Annotated in this window: 18 protein-coding genes and 1 riboswitch; of the genes, 10 read left to right on the top strand and 8 right to left on the bottom strand. The window is 70.8% G+C overall.

Going from position 1 to position 16,738, the window contains the following annotated elements; all coding sequences use genetic code 11:
- Positions 1 to 16: 16 nt before the first annotated feature.
- From IE97_RS0121870 to thrC, 3 genes are all read right to left on the bottom strand, one after another.
- Positions 17 to 220 carry a cold-shock protein gene (locus IE97_RS0121870; RefSeq protein ID WP_010035953.1) on the bottom strand — a complete coding sequence of 68 codons (204 nt, stop codon included), beginning with the start codon at positions 218 to 220 and terminating at the stop codon, positions 17 to 19.
- 447 nt (positions 221 to 667) lie between these two features.
- Entirely contained in the window at positions 668 to 943 is a 276-nt protein-coding gene (locus IE97_RS0121865; RefSeq protein ID WP_030243208.1) for a ubiquitin-like small modifier protein 1, read from the bottom strand.
- A gap of 102 nt (positions 944 to 1,045) precedes the next feature.
- Positions 1,046 to 2,332 (bottom strand): threonine synthase, encoded by a 1,287-nt coding sequence (thrC, locus tag IE97_RS0121860; protein ID WP_030243206.1) that lies wholly within the window; start codon positions 2,330 to 2,332, stop codon positions 1,046 to 1,048.
- A gap of 18 nt (positions 2,333 to 2,350) precedes the next feature.
- A riboswitch (SAM riboswitch) is annotated at positions 2,351 to 2,507 on the bottom strand.
- Between the two features lie 155 nt (positions 2,508 to 2,662).
- Between thrC and IE97_RS0121855 the strand changes: the two genes are divergently transcribed.
- The 3 genes from IE97_RS0121855 (at position 2,663) to otsB (ending at position 5,947) form a co-directional block, all read left to right on the top strand.
- On the top strand, positions 2,663 to 3,607 hold the full coding sequence (locus IE97_RS0121855; protein WP_030243204.1) for a glucosyl-3-phosphoglycerate synthase: 945 nt from the start codon (positions 2,663 to 2,665) through the stop codon (positions 3,605 to 3,607).
- A 73-nt stretch (positions 3,608 to 3,680) separates the two neighbouring features.
- Positions 3,681 to 5,090 carry an alpha,alpha-trehalose-phosphate synthase (UDP-forming) gene (locus IE97_RS0121850; RefSeq protein ID WP_030243202.1) on the top strand — a complete coding sequence of 470 codons (1,410 nt, stop codon included), beginning with the start codon at positions 3,681 to 3,683 and terminating at the stop codon, positions 5,088 to 5,090.
- Positions 5,090 to 5,947, top strand: a complete 858-nt coding sequence (otsB, locus tag IE97_RS0121845) for a trehalose-phosphatase (RefSeq protein WP_030243199.1) — start codon at positions 5,090 to 5,092, stop codon at positions 5,945 to 5,947. The genes IE97_RS0121850 and otsB overlap by 1 nt, the downstream gene beginning before the upstream one ends.
- A 50-nt stretch (positions 5,948 to 5,997) precedes the next feature.
- On the opposite strand, the gene IE97_RS0121840 is transcribed toward otsB, so the two are convergent.
- Both IE97_RS0121840 and IE97_RS0121835 read right to left on the bottom strand, forming a co-directional pair.
- Positions 5,998 to 6,243, bottom strand: a complete 246-nt coding sequence (locus tag IE97_RS0121840) for a DUF3263 domain-containing protein (RefSeq protein ID WP_030243198.1) — start codon at positions 6,241 to 6,243, stop codon at positions 5,998 to 6,000.
- Between the two features lie 35 nt (positions 6,244 to 6,278).
- A complete protein-coding gene (locus IE97_RS0121835) occupies positions 6,279 to 7,532 on the bottom strand; it encodes an ABC transporter substrate-binding protein (RefSeq protein WP_030243196.1) in 1,254 nt (417 codons plus the stop codon).
- A gap of 154 nt (positions 7,533 to 7,686) precedes the next feature.
- Between IE97_RS0121835 and IE97_RS0121830 the strand changes: the two genes are divergently transcribed.
- The 4 genes from IE97_RS0121830 to IE97_RS0121815 all read left to right on the top strand — a co-directional run bounded on the left by IE97_RS0121830 (position 7,687) and on the right by IE97_RS0121815 (position 11,331).
- Positions 7,687 to 8,628 (top strand): ROK family protein, encoded by a 942-nt coding sequence (locus tag IE97_RS0121830; RefSeq protein ID WP_030243193.1) that lies wholly within the window; start codon positions 7,687 to 7,689, stop codon positions 8,626 to 8,628.
- 98 nt (positions 8,629 to 8,726) lie between these two features.
- Complete coding sequence (gene nagA / locus IE97_RS0121825) at positions 8,727 to 9,857, top strand: N-acetylglucosamine-6-phosphate deacetylase (RefSeq protein ID WP_030243191.1); 1,131 nt, start codon at positions 8,727 to 8,729, stop codon at positions 9,855 to 9,857.
- A 116-nt stretch (positions 9,858 to 9,973) separates the two neighbouring features.
- The gene (locus IE97_RS0121820) at positions 9,974 to 10,903 is read left to right on the top strand and encodes a 1-phosphofructokinase family hexose kinase (RefSeq protein ID WP_030243188.1); all 930 of its coding nucleotides are present in this window, start codon (positions 9,974 to 9,976) and stop codon (positions 10,901 to 10,903) included.
- Between the two features lie 71 nt (positions 10,904 to 10,974).
- The gene (locus IE97_RS0121815; RefSeq protein WP_030243186.1) at positions 10,975 to 11,331 is read left to right on the top strand and encodes a peptidase inhibitor family I36 protein; all 357 of its coding nucleotides are present in this window, start codon (positions 10,975 to 10,977) and stop codon (positions 11,329 to 11,331) included.
- A gap of 64 nt (positions 11,332 to 11,395) precedes the next feature.
- Here IE97_RS0121815 and IE97_RS0121810 read toward each other — a convergent pair whose 3' ends face one another.
- Positions 11,396 to 12,334 (bottom strand): CBM35 domain-containing protein, encoded by a 939-nt coding sequence (locus IE97_RS0121810; protein WP_030243184.1) that lies wholly within the window; start codon positions 12,332 to 12,334, stop codon positions 11,396 to 11,398.
- Positions 12,335 to 12,450: 116 nt separating this feature from the next.
- Positions 12,451 to 14,112, bottom strand: coding sequence for a diguanylate cyclase CdgB (gene cdgB / locus IE97_RS0121805; RefSeq protein ID WP_030243181.1), 1,662 nt, complete (start codon positions 14,110 to 14,112; stop codon positions 12,451 to 12,453).
- 332 nt (positions 14,113 to 14,444) lie between these two features.
- On the opposite strand from cdgB, the gene IE97_RS0121800 reads away from it, so the two are divergent.
- Positions 14,445 to 15,029 (top strand): flavin reductase family protein, encoded by a 585-nt coding sequence (locus IE97_RS0121800; RefSeq protein WP_078603339.1) that lies wholly within the window; start codon positions 14,445 to 14,447, stop codon positions 15,027 to 15,029.
- 45 nt (positions 15,030 to 15,074) lie between these two features.
- Entirely contained in the window at positions 15,075 to 15,542 is a 468-nt protein-coding gene (locus tag IE97_RS0121795; RefSeq protein ID WP_030243176.1) for a GNAT family N-acetyltransferase, read from the top strand.
- 16 nt (positions 15,543 to 15,558) lie between these two features.
- On the opposite strand, the gene arfB is transcribed toward IE97_RS0121795, so the two are convergent.
- Positions 15,559 to 15,996 (bottom strand): alternative ribosome rescue aminoacyl-tRNA hydrolase ArfB, encoded by a 438-nt coding sequence (gene arfB / locus IE97_RS0121790; protein WP_030243174.1) that lies wholly within the window; start codon positions 15,994 to 15,996, stop codon positions 15,559 to 15,561.
- 145 nt (positions 15,997 to 16,141) lie between these two features.
- Between arfB and IE97_RS0121785 the strand changes: the two genes are divergently transcribed.
- Positions 16,142 to 16,717, top strand: coding sequence for a TerD family protein (locus IE97_RS0121785; RefSeq protein WP_030243172.1), 576 nt, complete (start codon positions 16,142 to 16,144; stop codon positions 16,715 to 16,717).
- Positions 16,718 to 16,738: the final 21 nt, after the last annotated feature.

Here is a 16,738-nt window from a genome sequence, read left to right as displayed (position 1 = left end):
TGGTCGTGGTGCGCGTTCAGGCAGAGACGCGAACCATGTCGGCCTGCGGCCCCTTCTGGCCCTGCGAGATCTCGAACTCGACCCGCTGGCCCTCCTCCAGGGTGCGGTAGCCGTCCATCTGGATCGCGCTGTAGTGGACGAAAACATCCGCACCACCGTCGACCGCGATGAAGCCGTACCCCTTCTCCGCGTTGAACCACTTGACGGTGCCCTGAGCCATGCCTAACTCCCCTATTACTGGCCCTTGCACAGATCCACACTTCGCGGACCCGGGTCAGACCTCACCCCCCACGGTTGGGGGCGTGCGCCGGAACGCGTCGACCGCGGCTGAATGTATCTGTCCAACTGCCGTCTGCAACAGGTCAATCGGACGAGAATTCCGGACGTGCGACGTCCGGAAAAAGGGGAGGATTCGCCTGACTTCGGGTCAAGTCGGGCCACACAAAGGAAACAAAAGCCGCAAAAGACCCGCACACTTTGGCTACATCTTGTCGGGCGCGCGGCAGGAATCAAGGGCTCTCGGTCGGTGGACCGGGAGCGCGTTCCCCAACTGTACCGCGCTCAATCACACAGAATTGCCCCCTCCGCTTCTCTCACGGAGGGGGCAATTCGATGAACGCTCTGTTACCGTCGTTACCAACGGTAACAACCGGGTCGGCCGACCGGTTCAGCCACCGGCGACGGCCGGGATGATCGACACGCCGGCACCGTCCGGCGTCGCCGTCTCCAGCCCCTGCTCGAACCGCACGTCGTCGTCGTTCACGTACACGTTGACGAACCGGCGCAGCTTGCCCTGGTCGTCCAGCACCCGGGCGGCGATCCCGGTGTGGTTCTTCTCCAGGTCGGCGATGACCTCCCCGAGAGTCGCGCCGTCGGCGGACACCTCGGCCTGACCGCCGGTGTAGGTACGCAGGATGGTGGGGATGCGAACGGTGACGCTCATCGGAACATGACCTCCGGTTTTGTTGAAGCTACGGCTGGGGCGCACCCTCAGGGGCGCGGGGAACTGCGCGACCAGCCCCCACCGGCCCGCAGCCAAAGACGATCAGACGAGCCCAGCCTCACGGAACGAGTCGAGGTTGGGACGAATGGTCGCAGTCAGACCAGTGCCCGCCACCGCGTCCAGCGTCTTCAGACCATCCCCCGTGTTGAGCACGACCGTGCTCTTCGTCGGGTCCAGCACCCCGTTCTCGATCAACTTCCGCGTCACACCCACGGTCACCCCACCGGCGGTCTCCGCGAAGATCCCCTCGGTCCTGGCGAGGACCTTGATCGCGTCAACGACCTGCTCGTCGTTCACGTCCTCCACGAAACCACCCGTACGCCGCGCGATGTCCAGCACGTACGGCCCGTCCGCCGGGTTGCCGATCGCCAGCGACTTGGCGATGGTGTCCGGCTTCTGCGGACGGACGACGTCGTGCCCGGCCTTGAACGCCGTCGACACCGGCGAGCAGCCCTCGGCCTGCGCGCCGAAGATCTTGTACGGCTTGTCCTCGACCAGGCCGAGCTTGATCAGCTCCTGCAGACCCTTGTCGATCTTCGTGAGCTGCGAGCCGGAGGCGATCGGCACGACCAGCTGGTCCGGCAGCTGCCAGCCCAGCTGCTCGCAGATCTCGTACGCGAGGGTCTTGGAACCCTCGGCGTAGTAGGGCCGCAGGTTGACGTTGACGAAGCCCCAGCCCTCGCCCGCCGGGTCGCCGATCAGCTCGGAGCAGAAGCGGTTCACGTCGTCGTAGTTGCCCTCGATGCCGACGAGCTCGCCGCCGTAGACCGCGGCCATGACGACCTTGCCCTGCTCCAGGTCGTGCGGGATGAACACGCAGGAGCGGAAGCCGGCGCGGGCCGCCGCGGCACCCACCGCGCCGGCGAGGTTGCCGGTGGAGGAGCAGGAGAGGGTGGTGAAGCCGAAGGCGCGCGCCGCCTCCAGTGCCTGGGCGACGACCCGGTCCTTGAAGGAGTGCGTCGGGTTGCCGGAGTCGTCCTTGACGAAGAGCTTGCCCGGGTCGACCCCGAGCTCACGGGCGAGGTTGTCGGCCTTGACGAGCTGGGTCCAGCCGGGGTTGATGTTCGGCTTGGTCGCCACGTCCGCCGGGACGGGCAGCAGCGGCGCGTAGCGCCAGATGCTGGCGGGTCCCGCCTCGATGCGCTTGCGGAGTTCGTCGGTGTCGTAGGCCGAGAAGTCGTAGGCGATCTCCAGCGGGCCGAAACACTCCTCGCACGCGAAGACCGGGCCGAGGGGTACGCGGTGACCGCACTCGCGGCAGCTCAGGGCAGCGGCGGGGCCGAGGTCTACGGTGGTGTCGGTGGTGCTTGCAGCAGTCTGCACAGCCATGTGAGGCGAGGCCCTTTCTCCTCATCTTCCTCACGACGCATCTCGCCGTGAGACGGATTTGGCACCTTCCCGAGCCGGGAGCCTCGCGCATGTGGTCGACAGTGACCTACGAGTACCGACTGGAGGGTTGCCGGGGCTTCATCGGGCCGTTTCCCTCTGCCCCTCTGGATGAGCTGTATGCGGTTGTGAACGGCGGCTGACCCCGGACATGCGATGGTCATCCGCGTTGTTCAAGACTGTAACCGACGACCAGGACAGTTGAGATAGTCGTCCGAACCGCGAGATGGCTCACAGTCCGTCCCGCCGAGAGAACGCTAAGGAGCCGCCACGGTGCTGGAAGAAGTCGAGCGCTGGCTGAGCACCCGTTCCTGGTCCGCCGCCGATCGCCCGCTCCACCGGATGCTGGCCGCCAAGCAGCGCACGGGCCAGACGGTGAGCGTGGTGCTGCCCGCCCTCAACGAGGAGGAGACGGTCGGCGACATCGTCGCCGTCATCCGTCACGACCTGATGCGGCAGGTCCCGCTCGTCGACGAGCTGGTCGTCGTCGACTCGGGGTCGACCGACCGCACGTCGGAGGTGGCCGCCGCCGCGGGCGCGACGGTGGTGCACCGGGACGCGATACTCCCGCGCCTGCCCGCCGTGCCCGGCAAGGGCGAGGTGCTGTGGCGTTCGCTGCTCGTCACCCGCGGGGACATCGTCTGCTTCGTCGACGCCGACCTGAAGGACTTCTCGTCCGAGTTCGTCTCCGGGATCGTCGGCCCGCTGCTCACCGACCCGGACGTCGACCTGGTGAAGGGCATGTACGACCGCCCCCTGGGCGCCGCCGCCGGGCAGGGCGGCCGGGTCACGGAGCTGATGGCGCGCCCGCTGCTCAACATGCACTGGCCGCGGCTGGCCGGGTTCGTGCAGCCGCTCGGCGGCGAGTACGCGGCCCGCCGCTCGCTGCTGGAGCAGCTGCCGTTCCCCGTCGGGTACGGCGTCGAGCTGGGCATGCTGGTCGACGCCCTGCACCTGGTGGGGCTCGACGCCCTCGCCCAGGTGGACGTCGGGGTGCGCAGGCACCGGCACCAGGACGGGCAGGCGCTGGGCCGGATGGCCGCCGCGATCTACCGCACGGCTCAGCTGCGGCTGGCCCGCGGGCATCTCGTCCGGCCGTCGCTGACGCAGTTCGAGCGGGGCGTGGACGGCTTCGAGCCGCGCACGTACTCCGTGGACACCGAGGAGCGCCCGCCGATGGCGGAGATCGCCGAGTACCAGGCGCGGAAAGCGGCCTGACCGGTGCCGTTTTCGGCCGTGTGGGTCAGGTACGTACGTTTGAGCGTTTACACGCCGGGCTAGGTTGAGGCGTATGGCTTCGACGTACGGTGCTGCACAGGTGCTGGTTGCCTCCAACCGCGGTCCGGTCTCCTACGCGGTCGGCGAGGACGGTTCGCTCAACGCCAAGCGCGGCGGCGGAGGGCTGGTCTCGGGACTGTCCGCGATCGGCTCGGACGCGGACGCGCTGTGGGTCTGCTCGGCGCTGTCCGACGGCGACCGGGAGGCGGTGCGGCGGGGCGTCGGCGAGGACGGCGTACGGATGCTGGACATCCCGGCCGACGTGCACGCCGAGGCGTACAACGGCATCGCGAACTCGGTGCTGTGGTTCGTGCACCACATGCTGTACCAGACGCCGCTGGAGCCGGTCTTCGACGCGGAGTTCCGGCGGCAGTGGGCGTCGTACGAGACGTACAACCGGGCGTTCGCCGAGGCGCTGGCGGAGGAGGCGGCGCGGGGCGCGGCGGTCGTGGTCCAGGACTACCACCTGACGCTGGTCCCGGGCATGCTCCGCGAGCTGCGGCCGGACCTGCGCATCGGCCACTTCACGCACACGCCGTGGGCGCCGCCCGAGTACTTCCGGATGCTGCCGGACGACGTGGCCGGGCAGGTGCTGCGCGGCATGCTGGGCGCGGACCGCCTGGGCTTCCTCACGCAGCGCTGGGCGGACGCGTTCGTGACGTGCGCCGAGGGCTTCGCGGGCGGGCTCGGGGGCACGCGGATCGGCGTACACGGACTGGGGGCCGACGCGGACTTCCTGCGCGAGCGGTCGCACGAGCGGGACGTCGCCGAGCGGATGGCGGCGCTGCGGGAGGAGATCGGCCAGGCTCCGGACGGCGGCGCCCGCCGCACCGTCGTCCGGGTCGACCGCACCGAGCTGTCGAAGAACATCGTGCGCGGCCTGCTGGCGTACCGGCAGCTGCTCGACGACCACCCCGAGTGGCGCGAGCGCGTGGTGCACGTCGCCTTCGCGTATCCCTCGCGGCAGGACCTGGCGGTGTACCGGGACTACATGGCCGAGGTGGGGCGGCTGGCGGACGAGATCAACGCCGAGTACGGGACGCCGGGCTGGACCCCGGTCATCCTGCACCTAGAGGACGACTTCGCCCGCTCGCTGGCCGCGTACCGGCTGGCCGACGTGGCCCTCGTCAACCCCATCCGCGACGGCATGAACCTCGTCGCCAAGGAGGTCCCGGTCGTCTCCGACGCGGGCTGCGCGCTGGTGCTGTCGCGGGAGGCCGGGGCGTACGAGGAGCTCGGCGAGGACGCGATCACGGTGAACCCGTACGACATCACCGGCACGGCGGCGGCCCTGCACGAAGCGCTTTCGATGCGCCCTGAGGAACGGGCCGAGCGCGGCAAGCGGCTGGCGGCGGCGGCGACGGCACTGCCACCGGCGCAGTGGTTCCTGGACCAGCTCGAGGCGCTGAGGGCTGATCGGTGATGACCGGCTCCAACGGCTCCACCGGCTCCGCGCTGCCGACGCCCGCCACGGAACCCGGCCAGGAGGGTCTCGACGCCCTCCTCGCCCAGCCCGGCAAGGCCCTGATCGGGCTGGACTTCGACGGGACCCTCGCGCCGATCGTGGCCGACCCCGAGCAGGCCCGGGCCCACCCCGAGGCGCTGAGCGCACTGTCCGCGCTCGCGCCGAAGGTGGCCGCCGTGGCGGTGATCACCGGGCGGCCGGCCGAGGTCGCCGTGCGCAACGGCGGGTTCGCGGACGCCCCGGGTCTTGAGCACCTCGTCGTCCTCGGTCACTACGGTGCCGAGCGGTGGGAGGCCCGCAGCGGCGAGGTCAGCGCCCCCGACCCGCACCCGGGCGTCGCCGCGGTCCGTACCGAGCTGCCCGAGCTCCTCGAACGATTCGGCGCCTCGCAGGGGGCCTGGATCGAGGAGAAGGGCCGGGCGGTGGCCGTGCACACCCGCCGGGCCGTCGACCCGCAGGCCGCCCTGGACTCCCTGCGCGAACCGCTCGCCGGACTGGCACAACGGCACGGCCTGATCGTCGAACCGGGCCGCATGGTCCTCGAACTGCGCCCGCCCGGCATGGACAAGGGCGTCGCGCTCACCGGGTTCGCCCGGGAGATCGGCGCCGGGTCCGTCCTCTTCGCCGGCGACGACCTGGGCGACCTGCCCGCCTACTCCGCCGTGGACGAACTCCGCTCGGACGGCACCCCGGGCCTGCTGGTGTGCAGCGGCAGCGACGAGGTGACCGAGCTGAGGGAACGGGCGGATCTGGTGGTGGACGGCCCTGAGGGGGTCGTACGCCTGCTCCGGGCCCTGGCGGACCGGCTGGGCTGATGGCGTCCCTGACGGTCGTCAGGGACGGTGACCGTACGTCCCCACCGTCCTCAGCGTTCCGCCCGCCGCTTCTCCCGTATCCGCCGCAGCCGGTTCACCGTCACCGGGTCGTGGGCCAGGGCCCGCGGGTCGTCCAGCAGGGCGTTCAGGAGCTGGTAGTAGCGCACGGGGGCGAGCCCCAGCTCCTCCCTTATGGCCCGTTCCTTCGCTCCGGGTCCGGGGAAACCGCGGCGTTCGAGCGCGAGGATGTCCCGCTCCCCGGGTCCGAGCCGCGTCGCGTCGTGCTCCTCTTCCATGCCCGGCACCGTAACGCCCGCCACCGTCAGCGGGACTACTCCGCGCTCTCCGCCCGGCTCGCCGCCGCCTGCAGCCGGCCCAGGACGGCCGAGGGGCTGACGCCGGGGGCGACCGCCTTGCCGATCTGCTGCTTCACCTCGGCGCTGACGCCGGCCCAGGAGGTCTTGCCGACCGGATAGAGCTCGGAGACCGGCAGCTCCTCCAGGAACGTCTTGAGGTGCCGGTCCCGCCCGGAGGCGGCCATGGTCCGGGACGCGGAGCTGGTGACCGGCAGCAGGTCGTACTCGCGGGAGAAGGCCAGCACGTTCTTCTCGCTGTAGACGAAGTCGAGGAAGTCACCGACCTGGTCGCGGTGGCCGTTCTTGCTGAAGGCCGTCATCCAGTCGGCGACGCCCAGCGTGGACCTGGTCGCCCCCTCCTTGCCCGGCGTCGGCACCATGCCGTACTTGACGCCCTTCCTGGCGGCGATCTTCGCCAGGGACGGGTGCCCGTTGAGCATGCCGACCTCGCCCTTCGCGAAGGCGGCGAACGCCTCGGCCCGGTTGAGCTCGCCGGGCGCGACCGGCCCGGTCAGGTCCTTGCCGACCAGTTCGTCCTTCAGCCAGGAGAAGGTGTCGGTGTTCGCCGGGGAGTCGATGCCGTAGTTGCCGACGGTGTCCGTGTAACCGCCCCCTCCGCTGAGCATCCACTGCAGGGTCTCGGCCTGCGCCTCCTCCGGGCCGAGGGGCAGCGCGTAGGGGTACTTCACCCCCTCGGCCTTGAGCGCCTCGGCACCGTCGGCCAGGTCCTCCCAGGTCTCGGGCGGGGTGATGCCGGCCTTGGCGAAGAGGGACTTGTTGTAGAAGAGCACGCGCGTGGAGGAGGCGAACGGCATGCCGTACTGCACGCCCTTGACCTGCCCGGCGGTGGCCAGCTGCCCGACGAAGTCGGCCTGCGTGGGTATGGAGAGCAGGTCGTCGGCCTTGTAGAGCTGGTTCTGGGCCGCGTAGTCGGCGTACGCGCCGATCTGCGCCATGTCCGGCGGGTCACCGGCGGCGACCATCTCCCTGACCTTGCGGTCGACGTCGTTCCAGGAGTAGACGCTGACGTCGATCTTCACGTCCGGGTGCTCGGCCTCGTACTCCCGCACGAGCTTGCCCCAGTACTTCCGGGAGCTGTTGGCGGCACTGTCGCCGTAGTCGGCGGCGACCAGCTTCAGGGTCACGTCGGCGGATCCGCCCGTCATACCGCAGCCGCCGAGGACCGCCGTCATGCCCAGCGCGGACACCACCGCGATCGTTCCTGCCATCCGTCGCCGCTGCACCGCTGCTCTTCCCCAACCCTGGCGTCGCCGCCCACACCGGTGACGTCGCCGCCACCGAAACTTTTCGATATTCGGAATAAGGTCTACACCACGTGAGTGGACTAGACCTCTCGCGGGTCTCCGGGTCACACTGTTCTCCGTGAGACATGTCATCGCCCTCGACGTGGGCGGCACCGGGATGAAGGCCGCGCTGGCCGGGCCGGAAGGCGCCGTGCTGCACCGGGCCCGCCGGGCCACCGGACGCGAGCAGGGCCCGGAGGCCGTCGTCGCGGGCATCCTCGACTTCGCCGCCGAGCTGCGCGCGTACGGCGCCGAGCACTTCGGCACGCCCGCCGAGGCGGCCGGGGTGGCCGTGCCCGGCATCGTCGACGAGGCGCGCGGCATCGCCGTCTACGCGGCGAACCTCGGCTGGCGCGACGTCCCCCTGCGGGAACTCCTGGCGGAGCGGCTGGGCGTCCCGGTCACCCTGGGCCACGACGTACGCACCGGCGGCCTCGCCGAGGGCCGGGTCGGCGCGGGCCGGGGCGCCGACCGGTTCCTGTTCGTGGCGCTGGGCACCGGCATCGCGGGCGCCATCGGCGTCGACGGCCGGGTGGAGGCGGGCGCGCACGGCTTCGCGGGCGAGATCGGGCACATCGTCGTACGCCCCGGCGGCGCCGCCTGCCCGTGCGGCCAGCGCGGCTGCCTGGAACGCTTCGCGTCGGCGGCGGCCGTGAGCGAGGCCTGGGCGACGGCCACCGGCGTCCCGGACACCGACGCGGCGGACTGCGCGAAAGCCGTCGACTCCGGCGACCCGAAGGCCCGGGCGGTCTGGCAGGAGGCGGTGGACGCCCTGGCCGACGGCCTGGTCACCGCCCTGACCCTGCTGGACCCGCGCACCCTGATCATCGGCGGCGGGCTGGCGGAGGCGGGCGAAACCCTCTTCACACCCCTGCGGGAAGCGATCCGCAGCCGCGTCACCTTCCAGAAACAGCCGCCGATCGTCCCCGCGGCGCTGGGGGACGCGGCCGGATGTCTGGGCGCCGGGCTCCTGGCCTGGGATCTCCTCGACCGAACCGACCGCATGGAGGTAACTCCCTGATGACCGATACCCCAGGGGCGCGGGACAGCGTCGATATGCGGCTCCGCCGCGGAGCGCGATCAGCCCCCACGCACCCCGCGACGGCCGGACAGCCCACGGTGCTGACCGGTGCGACAGTGGTCCTCCCCGCAGAAACGGTCCACAACGGGCAGTTGGTCATCGACGGCACCCGCATCGGCCACACGGCCCCGCAGAACGCCCAGGCCATCGACGTCACCGGCCACTACGTCGTCCCCGGCTTCGTCGACCTCCACAACCACGGCGGAGGCGGAGCCTCCTTCACCTCCGGGTCGGTCGACGACATCCTCAAGGGCATCCACACGCACCGCGAGCACGGCACGACCACCCTGCTCACCTCCACCGTCACCGGTGACATGGACTTCCTCACCCGGCGCGCGGGCCTGCTGAGCGAACTCGCCGAGCAGGGCGAGATCGCCGGCATCCACTTCGAGGGCCCGTTCATCTCCCCCTGCCGCAAGGGCGCCCACGCCGAGGACCTCCTGCGCGACCCGCACCCCGCGGAGGTCCGCACACTGCTCGACGCGGCCCGGGGCCAGGCGAAGATGCTCACGCTGGCCACGGAGCTGCCCGGCGGCCTGGACTCGGTACGCCTTCTGGCCGAGCACGGCGTGATCGCGGCGATCGGCCACACCGACGCCACGTACGAGCAGACCGTCTCGGCCATCGACGCGGGCGCCACGGTCGCCACCCACCTCTTCAACGCGATGCCACCGCTCGGCCACCGCTCCCCCGGCCCCATCGCCGCTCTCCTGGAGGACGACCGGATCACGGTCGAGCTGGTCAACGACGGCACCCACCTCCACCCCGCCGCCCTCCAGCTGGCCTTCCACCGCGCGGGCGCCGACCGGGTCGCGTTCATCACCGACGCCATGGACGCGGCCGGTTTCGGCGACGGCCGCTACTGGCTCGGCCCGCTGGAGGTGGAGGTCGCCGACGGCGTGGCCCGGCTGGCGTCGGACGGCACCATCGCCGGTTCCACCCTCACCCTGGACCGCGCGTTCAAGCGAGCGGTCACGGTCGACGGCCTGTCCGTCGAGGACGCGGTGCGGGCACTCTCGGCGACCCCCGCCCGCCTGCTCGGCATGTCCGACCGGATCGGCTCCCTGGAACCCGGCAAGGACGCGGACCTGGTCCTGCTGGACGCCGCGTACGACCTGAAGGGCGTCATGCGCCGCGGCGAATGGGTGGTCGCTCCCCAACTGGGCTGATCCGTCCCGCAGTCGAGTGACGGCGGCCGACTCCAGGACTGGGCCGACCGCCGTCTCTTTGGCATGATCAGGGAACGTTCACGGCAACAAGCACGTCCGGGGGGAGGTCGGCCCAGGTGATCCTCACGGTCACGCTGAACACCGCTCTCGACATCACCTACCGCATTCGGTCCCTCAGGCCGCACACCTCCCACCGCGTCTCCGAGGTGACCGAACGCCCCGGCGGCAAGGGCGTCAACGTGGCCCGGGTCCTGGCGGCCCTCGGCCACGAGGTGACGGTGACCGGGTTCACGGGCGGGGCGACGGGCCAGGTCGTACAGGAGCGGCTCGCCGGCGTGCCCGGCGTGGTGGACGCGCTGGTGCCCGTCACGGGCCCGACCCGCCGCACGATAGCCGTGGTCGACGACCGGACCGGCGACACCACCCAGCTCAACGAGCCCGGCCCGACGATCACGCCCGCCGAATGGTCGGCCTTCGTGGAGGTCTACGAGGACCTGATCCCCGCCGCCTCAGCGGTTGCCCTGTGCGGCAGCCTTCCCCCGGGCGTCCCGGTCGGCGCGTACGCGGGCCTGGTCCGGACAGCCCGGTCGGCCGGCGTCCCGGTCCTCCTCGACACCAGCGGCGAACCCCTGCGGCGGGGCGTCGCGGCCCGCCCCGACATCATCAAGCCCAACGCCGACGAACTGGCGGAACTGACCGGCTCCCACGACCCCCTGCGCGCGACCCAGGACGCCCGCCGCCGGGGCGCGGGCGCGGTGGTCGCGTCCCTCGGCCCCGATGGCCTCCTGGCCCTGACCCGAGAAGGCCGCTGGCACGCCACCCCGCCGAGCCCCGTACGGGGCAACCCGACAGGCGCCGGCGACTCGGCGGTCGCGGGCCTCCTTTCGGGCCTGATCGAACGCCTCCCCTGGCCGGACCGCCTGACCCGGGCGACCGCCCTGTCCGCGGCGACGGTCCCGGCACCCGCAGCGGGAGAGTTCGACCGGGCGACGTACGAAAAGCTGCTGGGACGCGTGACGGTGACCGGCGAGGCGTCGGCGGCTTGAAGTCGGTCGCCTGATCTAATGATCATTTGTTCGGTGCATGACCAGCACCGCAAAATGCAAGGGGAGCTCATATGAGCATGCTCAAGAAAAGCCTGACGACGGGGGCTGTGGTCGGCGCGTTGCTGACCGGCGTTTTCACCACACCGGCTGCGGCGGCCGACCCCAAGACCTGCCCGCAAGGGAAGGTCTGCGGATGGTCGGGGAAGAACAGGACCGGGACCAGGACCGTCCTCTCCGTAACACCCGGCTGCGAGACCTTCACCACTGCCCGGTCCGTCTCGAACCAGACGTCCTACCGCATCGAGTTCTGGCACATCACGCCTGGCACTGGCTGCGGAGTCGGCACCAAGCTGGTCACTCTGAAGCCGCACACCTACTCGGACGACACCCGTGGCACCGTTACCGGCATTGGGGTCTACGGAGGTTAGTGCCGCGTAGTTTCACGAGGACGGTCCGCCGGATGTGCCGGCGGACCGTTCCGCTGTCCGAGCCCTACTGCACCCAGAGTTGGTCGAGGATCGCGTCACACTGATTGCCGTCGTTGCAGGCAAGCTCGATCGTGTTGGTGCCCTTGGTCAGGGCGACCGGAGCCCAGGACGTCTGCCAGCCCTTTTCCCAGTCGCCCTTCGGTGAGTTGATGAAGTTCTTCAGACCCATGGGCTGGGTGTTCGCCTTGCCGTTCACCAGCAGCGTCGCATTGGCGTCGACACCGGGAATGCTGTAGCGGGCGTACAGCCGGTAGTCGCCTGCCTTCTCGATGCCGTTGACCGTCCAGGTCACCTTGGCGCCGACATGGTTGAAGCCCGTCACATAGACGCCGCCCTCGGCCTTCGAGCCCTTGATGTCCGACGCCGTCGAAACGCCGGGCCCGAGCCGCAGCGTCTTGGCGTCGGCCTTCGGAAGCTCGACCTCGCTTTCGCCGCCCTTGGTGCTCGACGGGCTCGGCTTCGACGCCTGGGACTGGGTCGGCCCCGGCTTGGCCTGGTTGTCGGGCTCGTCCTTGTCCTTGTCGCCGCCGACCATGGCCACGCCGATGCCGATCACGACCGCGGCGACGACCGCGATCGCGCCGATCAGCAGGCCCTTGGTGTTGGGGCCGCGGCCGCCCCGGCCGCCGCCACCGCCGCCCGCCGGCATCTGCTGCTGGGCGGCGGGAGCACCGCCGGGGAGCGTCTCCGGCGCCGCGTAGTGCGCGTTCGGCTGGCCGTAGGCGCTCTGCTGCCGCGGGGCCTGCGCGTAGGCCGCCGTCTGTCCGCCCTGCGCCTGCTGGCCGTACTGGCGTGTGCCGACCGCACGCACCCGGTTGACCGAGTTCGGGTAGCCGTAGCCCCCGGACGGCGGCTGGGCCCCGTTGGCCTGACCGTCGGCGTAGAGGTAGCCGAACGGGTCGTCGTCCTCGGGCGTGCTCGCGCCGTTGTTGCCGGGCGTCATCCCTAGGTCTCCTCAGTCATGCGGTGCAGAAGATGTACGAGTCGAGAACGCGAGCCTACCCGCTCCGAGTGACCCAAACGGGTGACTCAGACCGCACGTGCTCGCTGACCAGGGGTTCACCCAGCTCGTCTGTGTTGTTTGGGACGAGATCGTTTCTCGACGTACATCCGCTCGTCAGCGGATTTCAACACTTCGTCCGCCGTCATTCCACAGTGTGCCCATCCGATGCCGAAGCTGGCGCCCACCCGGACGGCCCGGCCCTCGGCGCGGATCGGCTGGATGATCTCGTTGCGGAGGCGGACCGCGAGGTCCTGCGCGTCGGCGCGACCGAGCCCGTCGGCGAGGATGACGAATTCGTCACCCCCGAGCCGGGCGACGGTGTCGCCGTCCCGGACGCCGTTGCTCAGCCGCCGGGCGACCTCGATGAGGACCGCGTCACCCGCGTTGTGCCCGAACCGGTCGTTGATCGACTTGAAGCCGTCGAGGTCGCAGAAGAGCACGGCGAGGCCCTTGGTGCCGTCGTCGTGGTCGCCGTCCGGGGCGACGGTGTGCACATGGTGGTCGTAGGCGTCGTACGGCTCGGCGCCCGGCCCGAAGTCGAAGCCCTGGCCGACCGCGTCGAAGGCGGGGTGGCCGTACGCCGCGTCGTGGGACTCGGCGACGGCGGGGTGCAGGGGCGCGGCGCGCCGGCACAGCCGGGCGGACAGGCGGGAGCGCAGCTCGGCGGAGTTCGGCAGGCCGGTGAGCGAGTCGTGCGAGGCGCGGTGGGCGAGCTGGAGCTCGCGGCGTTTGCGCTCCTCGATGTCCTCGACGTGGGTGAGGAGGAAGCGGGGCCCGTCGGCGGCGTCCGCGACGACGCTGTTGCGCAGGCTGACCCAGACGTACGTGCCGTCGCGACGGCCGAGGCGGAGCTCGGCCCGGCCGCCCTCCGCCGAGGTCCGCAGGAGCGTGCCTATGTCCTCGGGGTGGACCAGGTCGGAGAACGAGTAGCGGCGCATCGCGGAGGCGGGCCGGCCCAGCAGCCGGCACAGGGCGTCGTTGGTGCGCAGGATCCGGCCGTGCTGGTCGCCGCCCATCTCGGCGATGGCCATGCCGGAGGGGGCGTACTCGAAGGCCTGCCGGAAGCTCTCCTCGCTGGCCCGCAGCGCCTGCTGCTCGCGCTCCAGCCGGACCAGGGCGCGCTGCATGTTGGCGCGCAGCCGGGCGTTGCTGATCGCGATGGCGGCCTGGAAGGCGTACATCTGGAGCGCCTCGCGGCCCCACGCGCCGGGGCGGCGACCGTTGCGCGGCCGGTCCACGGACAGCACGCCGATCAGCTCGCCGCACGTCCCGCTGCCCTTCGGAGCGGGCGCGTACATGGGCGCGAAGAGCCGGTCGGCCGGGTGCCACTCGTCCTCGAAGCGGGGGGCCGGGCCGTCGGTGTACCACTGCGGGACGTCGTCGTCGTCGAGGACCCAGCCCTCGGTGTGCGGTATGAACACCAGGTCGCCCCAGTGCTCGCCCATGTTCAGGCGGCGGTCCCAGGACTCGCGCGAACCGACGCGGCCGGTGATGAGGGCCTCGGCGGCGGGGTTCCCGGCGAAGGCGGCGACGACGAGATCGCCGTCCGGCCGGACGAGGTTCACGCACGCCAGCTCGTACCCGAGGGCGGCGACGACGCCCTCCGCGACGGTCTGCAGTGTGTCCGCCAGGCTGCGGGCCGTGTTCATGTCGGCCATGACCTGGTGCAGTTGCCGCAGGGACGCAAGACGGACGTACGGCTCCGACTCGGTCTCCATGCTCGCCCTCCCCCCGAGTACCTCGCAGCGAATCAAGAATCAAGGGTTCTCATCGGCGTATCGTCCTGGCAGCTTCCCCGCCACTGAATCACAGCGCGCTGCCCACTCGGTACACAGGGTCAACAATTCATGCCCCTTGTGACTCAAGTCACAGGCAAAGCTGAACAACTGAGTGGAGTTTCTGCGTTTTCCCGGTGCGTGCAGTGAGCGCTTTTTGTGGCGTTCCGCACACCTTCGCGAGCGGGTCGGTCGAGGGTCCTAGGACCGTGATCCGCCCGTATCGGCCGGGAGCCCGATGCGGCGCGGGCGGGACGGAGATTAGCGTTGCCGGTGTGCCGAACACTCCCGCCGCCACGTCCCCGATCATTCCGTCGCCCGCCTCCGGGCATGCTGAGGGGGTGAGCAACGACGAGTTCCGCGCCGCCATGTCCCGGCTGGCCTCGGGCGTGGTCCTGGTGACCGCGCGGGAGGCGCCGCTCGACCCGGACGACCCCGGCGCGCCGAGCGGCGAGGACGTGGGCATGACGGCCACGGCCTTCATGTCGGTGTCCCTGGACCCGCCTCTGGTGCTGGTGAGCCTGCGCGAGGGCTCCCGCATGGACGAGCTGCTCGACGAGCAGGACCTGTGGGCGGTCTCGGTGCTGTCGGAGAGCCAGCGGCACATAGCGGGCCGCTTCGCCATGAAGGGCCGGGTCAGCGACCGTCTGCTCTTCGCCGACATCCCGTACACCCGGGGCGAGTACACCGACGCCCCTCTCGTGGGCGGCGCCCTGGCCGTCCTGGAGTGCCGCACCGAGCAGCGGGTGCCGGCCGGCGACCACACGCTGGTGATCGGCCGCGTCCTGACGGCCCGGGTGCCGAGCGCGGACGGCGGTCCGCTGACGTACTTCCGGGGCCGATACCGCCACTTGGCCTGAAGAAACCGTTCGCCGGGGGGCGGACCGCCTGCCTAGGGTGCGCGCATGACGACGACCGGCCCGCGCCTCGAAGAGATCACTCCCGCGAACCTCGACGCCGCCCTCGGCATCCGCGTCCGCCCCGACCAGGAGCATGCGGTCGCCCCGGTCGTGAAGTCACTCGCCGAGGCCTACGTCCATCCCGGCGTCGCCTGGCCCCGCCTGATCGTCGACGGCGACCGCCCGGTCGGCTTCCTCATGGCCTGCCTCGACATCGACTGGTACGAGGACGGCAGCGTGCTCCGCTCGGGCCTGTGGCGGCTGAACATCGCGGCCGGGGAGCAGGGCAAGGGGTACGGCCGGTTCGCCGTCGAGTCGGTCGCCGAGGAGCTGCGCCGGCGCGGGGCCAAGGAGTTCTACGTCTGCTGGGAACCCGGCCCCGACGGCCCCGAGCGCTTCTACCTGGGACTCGGCTTCCGCCCGAACGGGGAGACGAGCGGCGGCGAGACGGTGGGCGTACTGGCGCTGGCCTGAGTCGCCTGCCGGGGCGTCAGCCCCAGTCCCGCGCGGAACGCCCCCGCTTGGTCTCCGAGCGCTGTTTCTTCTCCCGCAGGCGGCGTTCGTTGATGCCGCGCGGGATGCGGGTCGGCTTGCGGGGCTTGGGCGGGGGCGCGGTGGCCTCGGCCAGGAGCGCGGCGAGCCGTACGGCGGCGGCCTCGCGGTTGCGCCACTGGGAGCGGTGCTCCGAGGACCGTACGGTGACGACCCCGTCGACCAGGCGCCCGGCCAGCCGCTCCAGTGCCCGCCGCTTCCACACTTCGGGCAGGGCTTCCGTCCTCGCCAGGTCGAAGCTCAGCTCGACCTTCGAGTCACTGGTGTTGACGTGCTGCCCGCCCGGCCCCGACGACCGCGAGAAACGCCACATGAGCTCGGCCTCGGGCAGGGAGACGGAGCCGCGGATGACGTGGGGACCAGACATGCCGTACATGTTCCCGCCCCTGTCCGGTCCACGTCACCCGAATATCGGAGGTGAAGAAAGCAAAGGGAGCAGGAACCTCTCGCACGTCTCCCGACGTTCAGAGGGTTAGCTGTAGCTTCTTGCCGTACGTATTCGAGGGAAGGGACTCCCAACAATGGCTGTAAGCCTGTCCAAGGGTGGCAACGTCTCGCTCACCAAGGAGGCACCGGGCCTGACCGCCGTCACCGTGGGCCTCGGCTGGGACGTCCGCACCACCACCGGCACGGACTTCGACCTCGACGCGTCCGCCATCGCGGTCAACAACCAGGGCAAGGTCTACTCCGACGCCCACTTCGTCTTCTTCAACAACAAGCAGACCCCGGACAACTCGATCGTCCACACCGGCGACAACCGCACGGGCGAGGGCGCCGGCGACGACGAGGCGATCAACGTCAACCTGGCGGCGCTCCCGGCCGACATCGACAAGATCGTCTTCCCGGTCTCGATCTACGACGCGGAGACCCGCTCGCAGAACTTCGGCCAGGTCCGCAACGCCTACATCCGCATCATCAACCAGGCCGGCGGCGCGGAGATCGCCCGCTACGACCTGTCGGAGGACGCGGCGACGGAGACGGCCATGGTCTTCGGCGAGCTCTACCGCAACGGCGCCGAGTGGAAGTTCCGCGCGGTCGGCCAGGGGTACGCCTCGGGCCTGGTCGGCATCGCCCAGGACTTCGGCGTGAACGTCTGACGGACACCCTCCGTCCACGTG

Origin of the sequence: Streptomyces sp. NRRL S-455 (genome assembly GCF_000717875.1) — a bacterium.
Lineage (GTDB): Bacteria > Actinomycetota > Actinomycetes > Streptomycetales > Streptomycetaceae > Streptomyces.
The sequence above is the reverse complement of the archived record's forward strand: the minus strand, read 5'-3'. Positions and strand labels throughout refer to the sequence as shown.

Excerpts from the sequence above, each read along its gene's own strand:
- IE97_RS0121870 (WP_010035953.1), bottom strand. The coding sequence starts at position 220 with ATGGCTCAGGGCACCGTCAAGTGGTTCAACGCGGAGAAGGGGTACGGC.
- IE97_RS0121865 (WP_030243208.1), bottom strand. The coding sequence starts at position 943 with ATGAGCGTCACCGTTCGCATCCCCACCATCCTGCGTACCTACACCGGC.
- thrC (WP_030243206.1), bottom strand. The coding sequence starts at position 2,332 with ATGGCTGTGCAGACTGCTGCAAGCACCACCGACACCACCGTAGACCTC.
- IE97_RS0121850 (WP_030243202.1), top strand. The coding sequence starts at position 3,681 with ATGGCTTCGACGTACGGTGCTGCACAGGTGCTGGTTGCCTCCAACCGC.
- otsB (WP_030243199.1), top strand. The coding sequence starts at position 5,090 with ATGACCGGCTCCAACGGCTCCACCGGCTCCGCGCTGCCGACGCCCGCC.
- IE97_RS0121840 (WP_030243198.1), bottom strand. The coding sequence starts at position 6,243 with ATGGAAGAGGAGCACGACGCGACGCGGCTCGGACCCGGGGAGCGGGAC.
- IE97_RS0121835 (WP_030243196.1), bottom strand. The coding sequence starts at position 7,532 with ATGGCAGGAACGATCGCGGTGGTGTCCGCGCTGGGCATGACGGCGGTC.
- IE97_RS0121815 (WP_030243186.1), top strand. The coding sequence starts at position 10,975 with ATGAGCATGCTCAAGAAAAGCCTGACGACGGGGGCTGTGGTCGGCGCG.
- IE97_RS0121810 (WP_030243184.1), bottom strand. The coding sequence starts at position 12,334 with ATGACGCCCGGCAACAACGGCGCGAGCACGCCCGAGGACGACGACCCG.
- cdgB (WP_030243181.1), bottom strand. The coding sequence starts at position 14,112 with ATGGAGACCGAGTCGGAGCCGTACGTCCGTCTTGCGTCCCTGCGGCAA.
- IE97_RS0121795 (WP_030243176.1), top strand. The coding sequence starts at position 15,075 with ATGACGACGACCGGCCCGCGCCTCGAAGAGATCACTCCCGCGAACCTC.
- arfB (WP_030243174.1), bottom strand. The coding sequence starts at position 15,996 with ATGTACGGCATGTCTGGTCCCCACGTCATCCGCGGCTCCGTCTCCCTG.
- IE97_RS0121785 (WP_030243172.1), top strand. The coding sequence starts at position 16,142 with ATGGCTGTAAGCCTGTCCAAGGGTGGCAACGTCTCGCTCACCAAGGAG.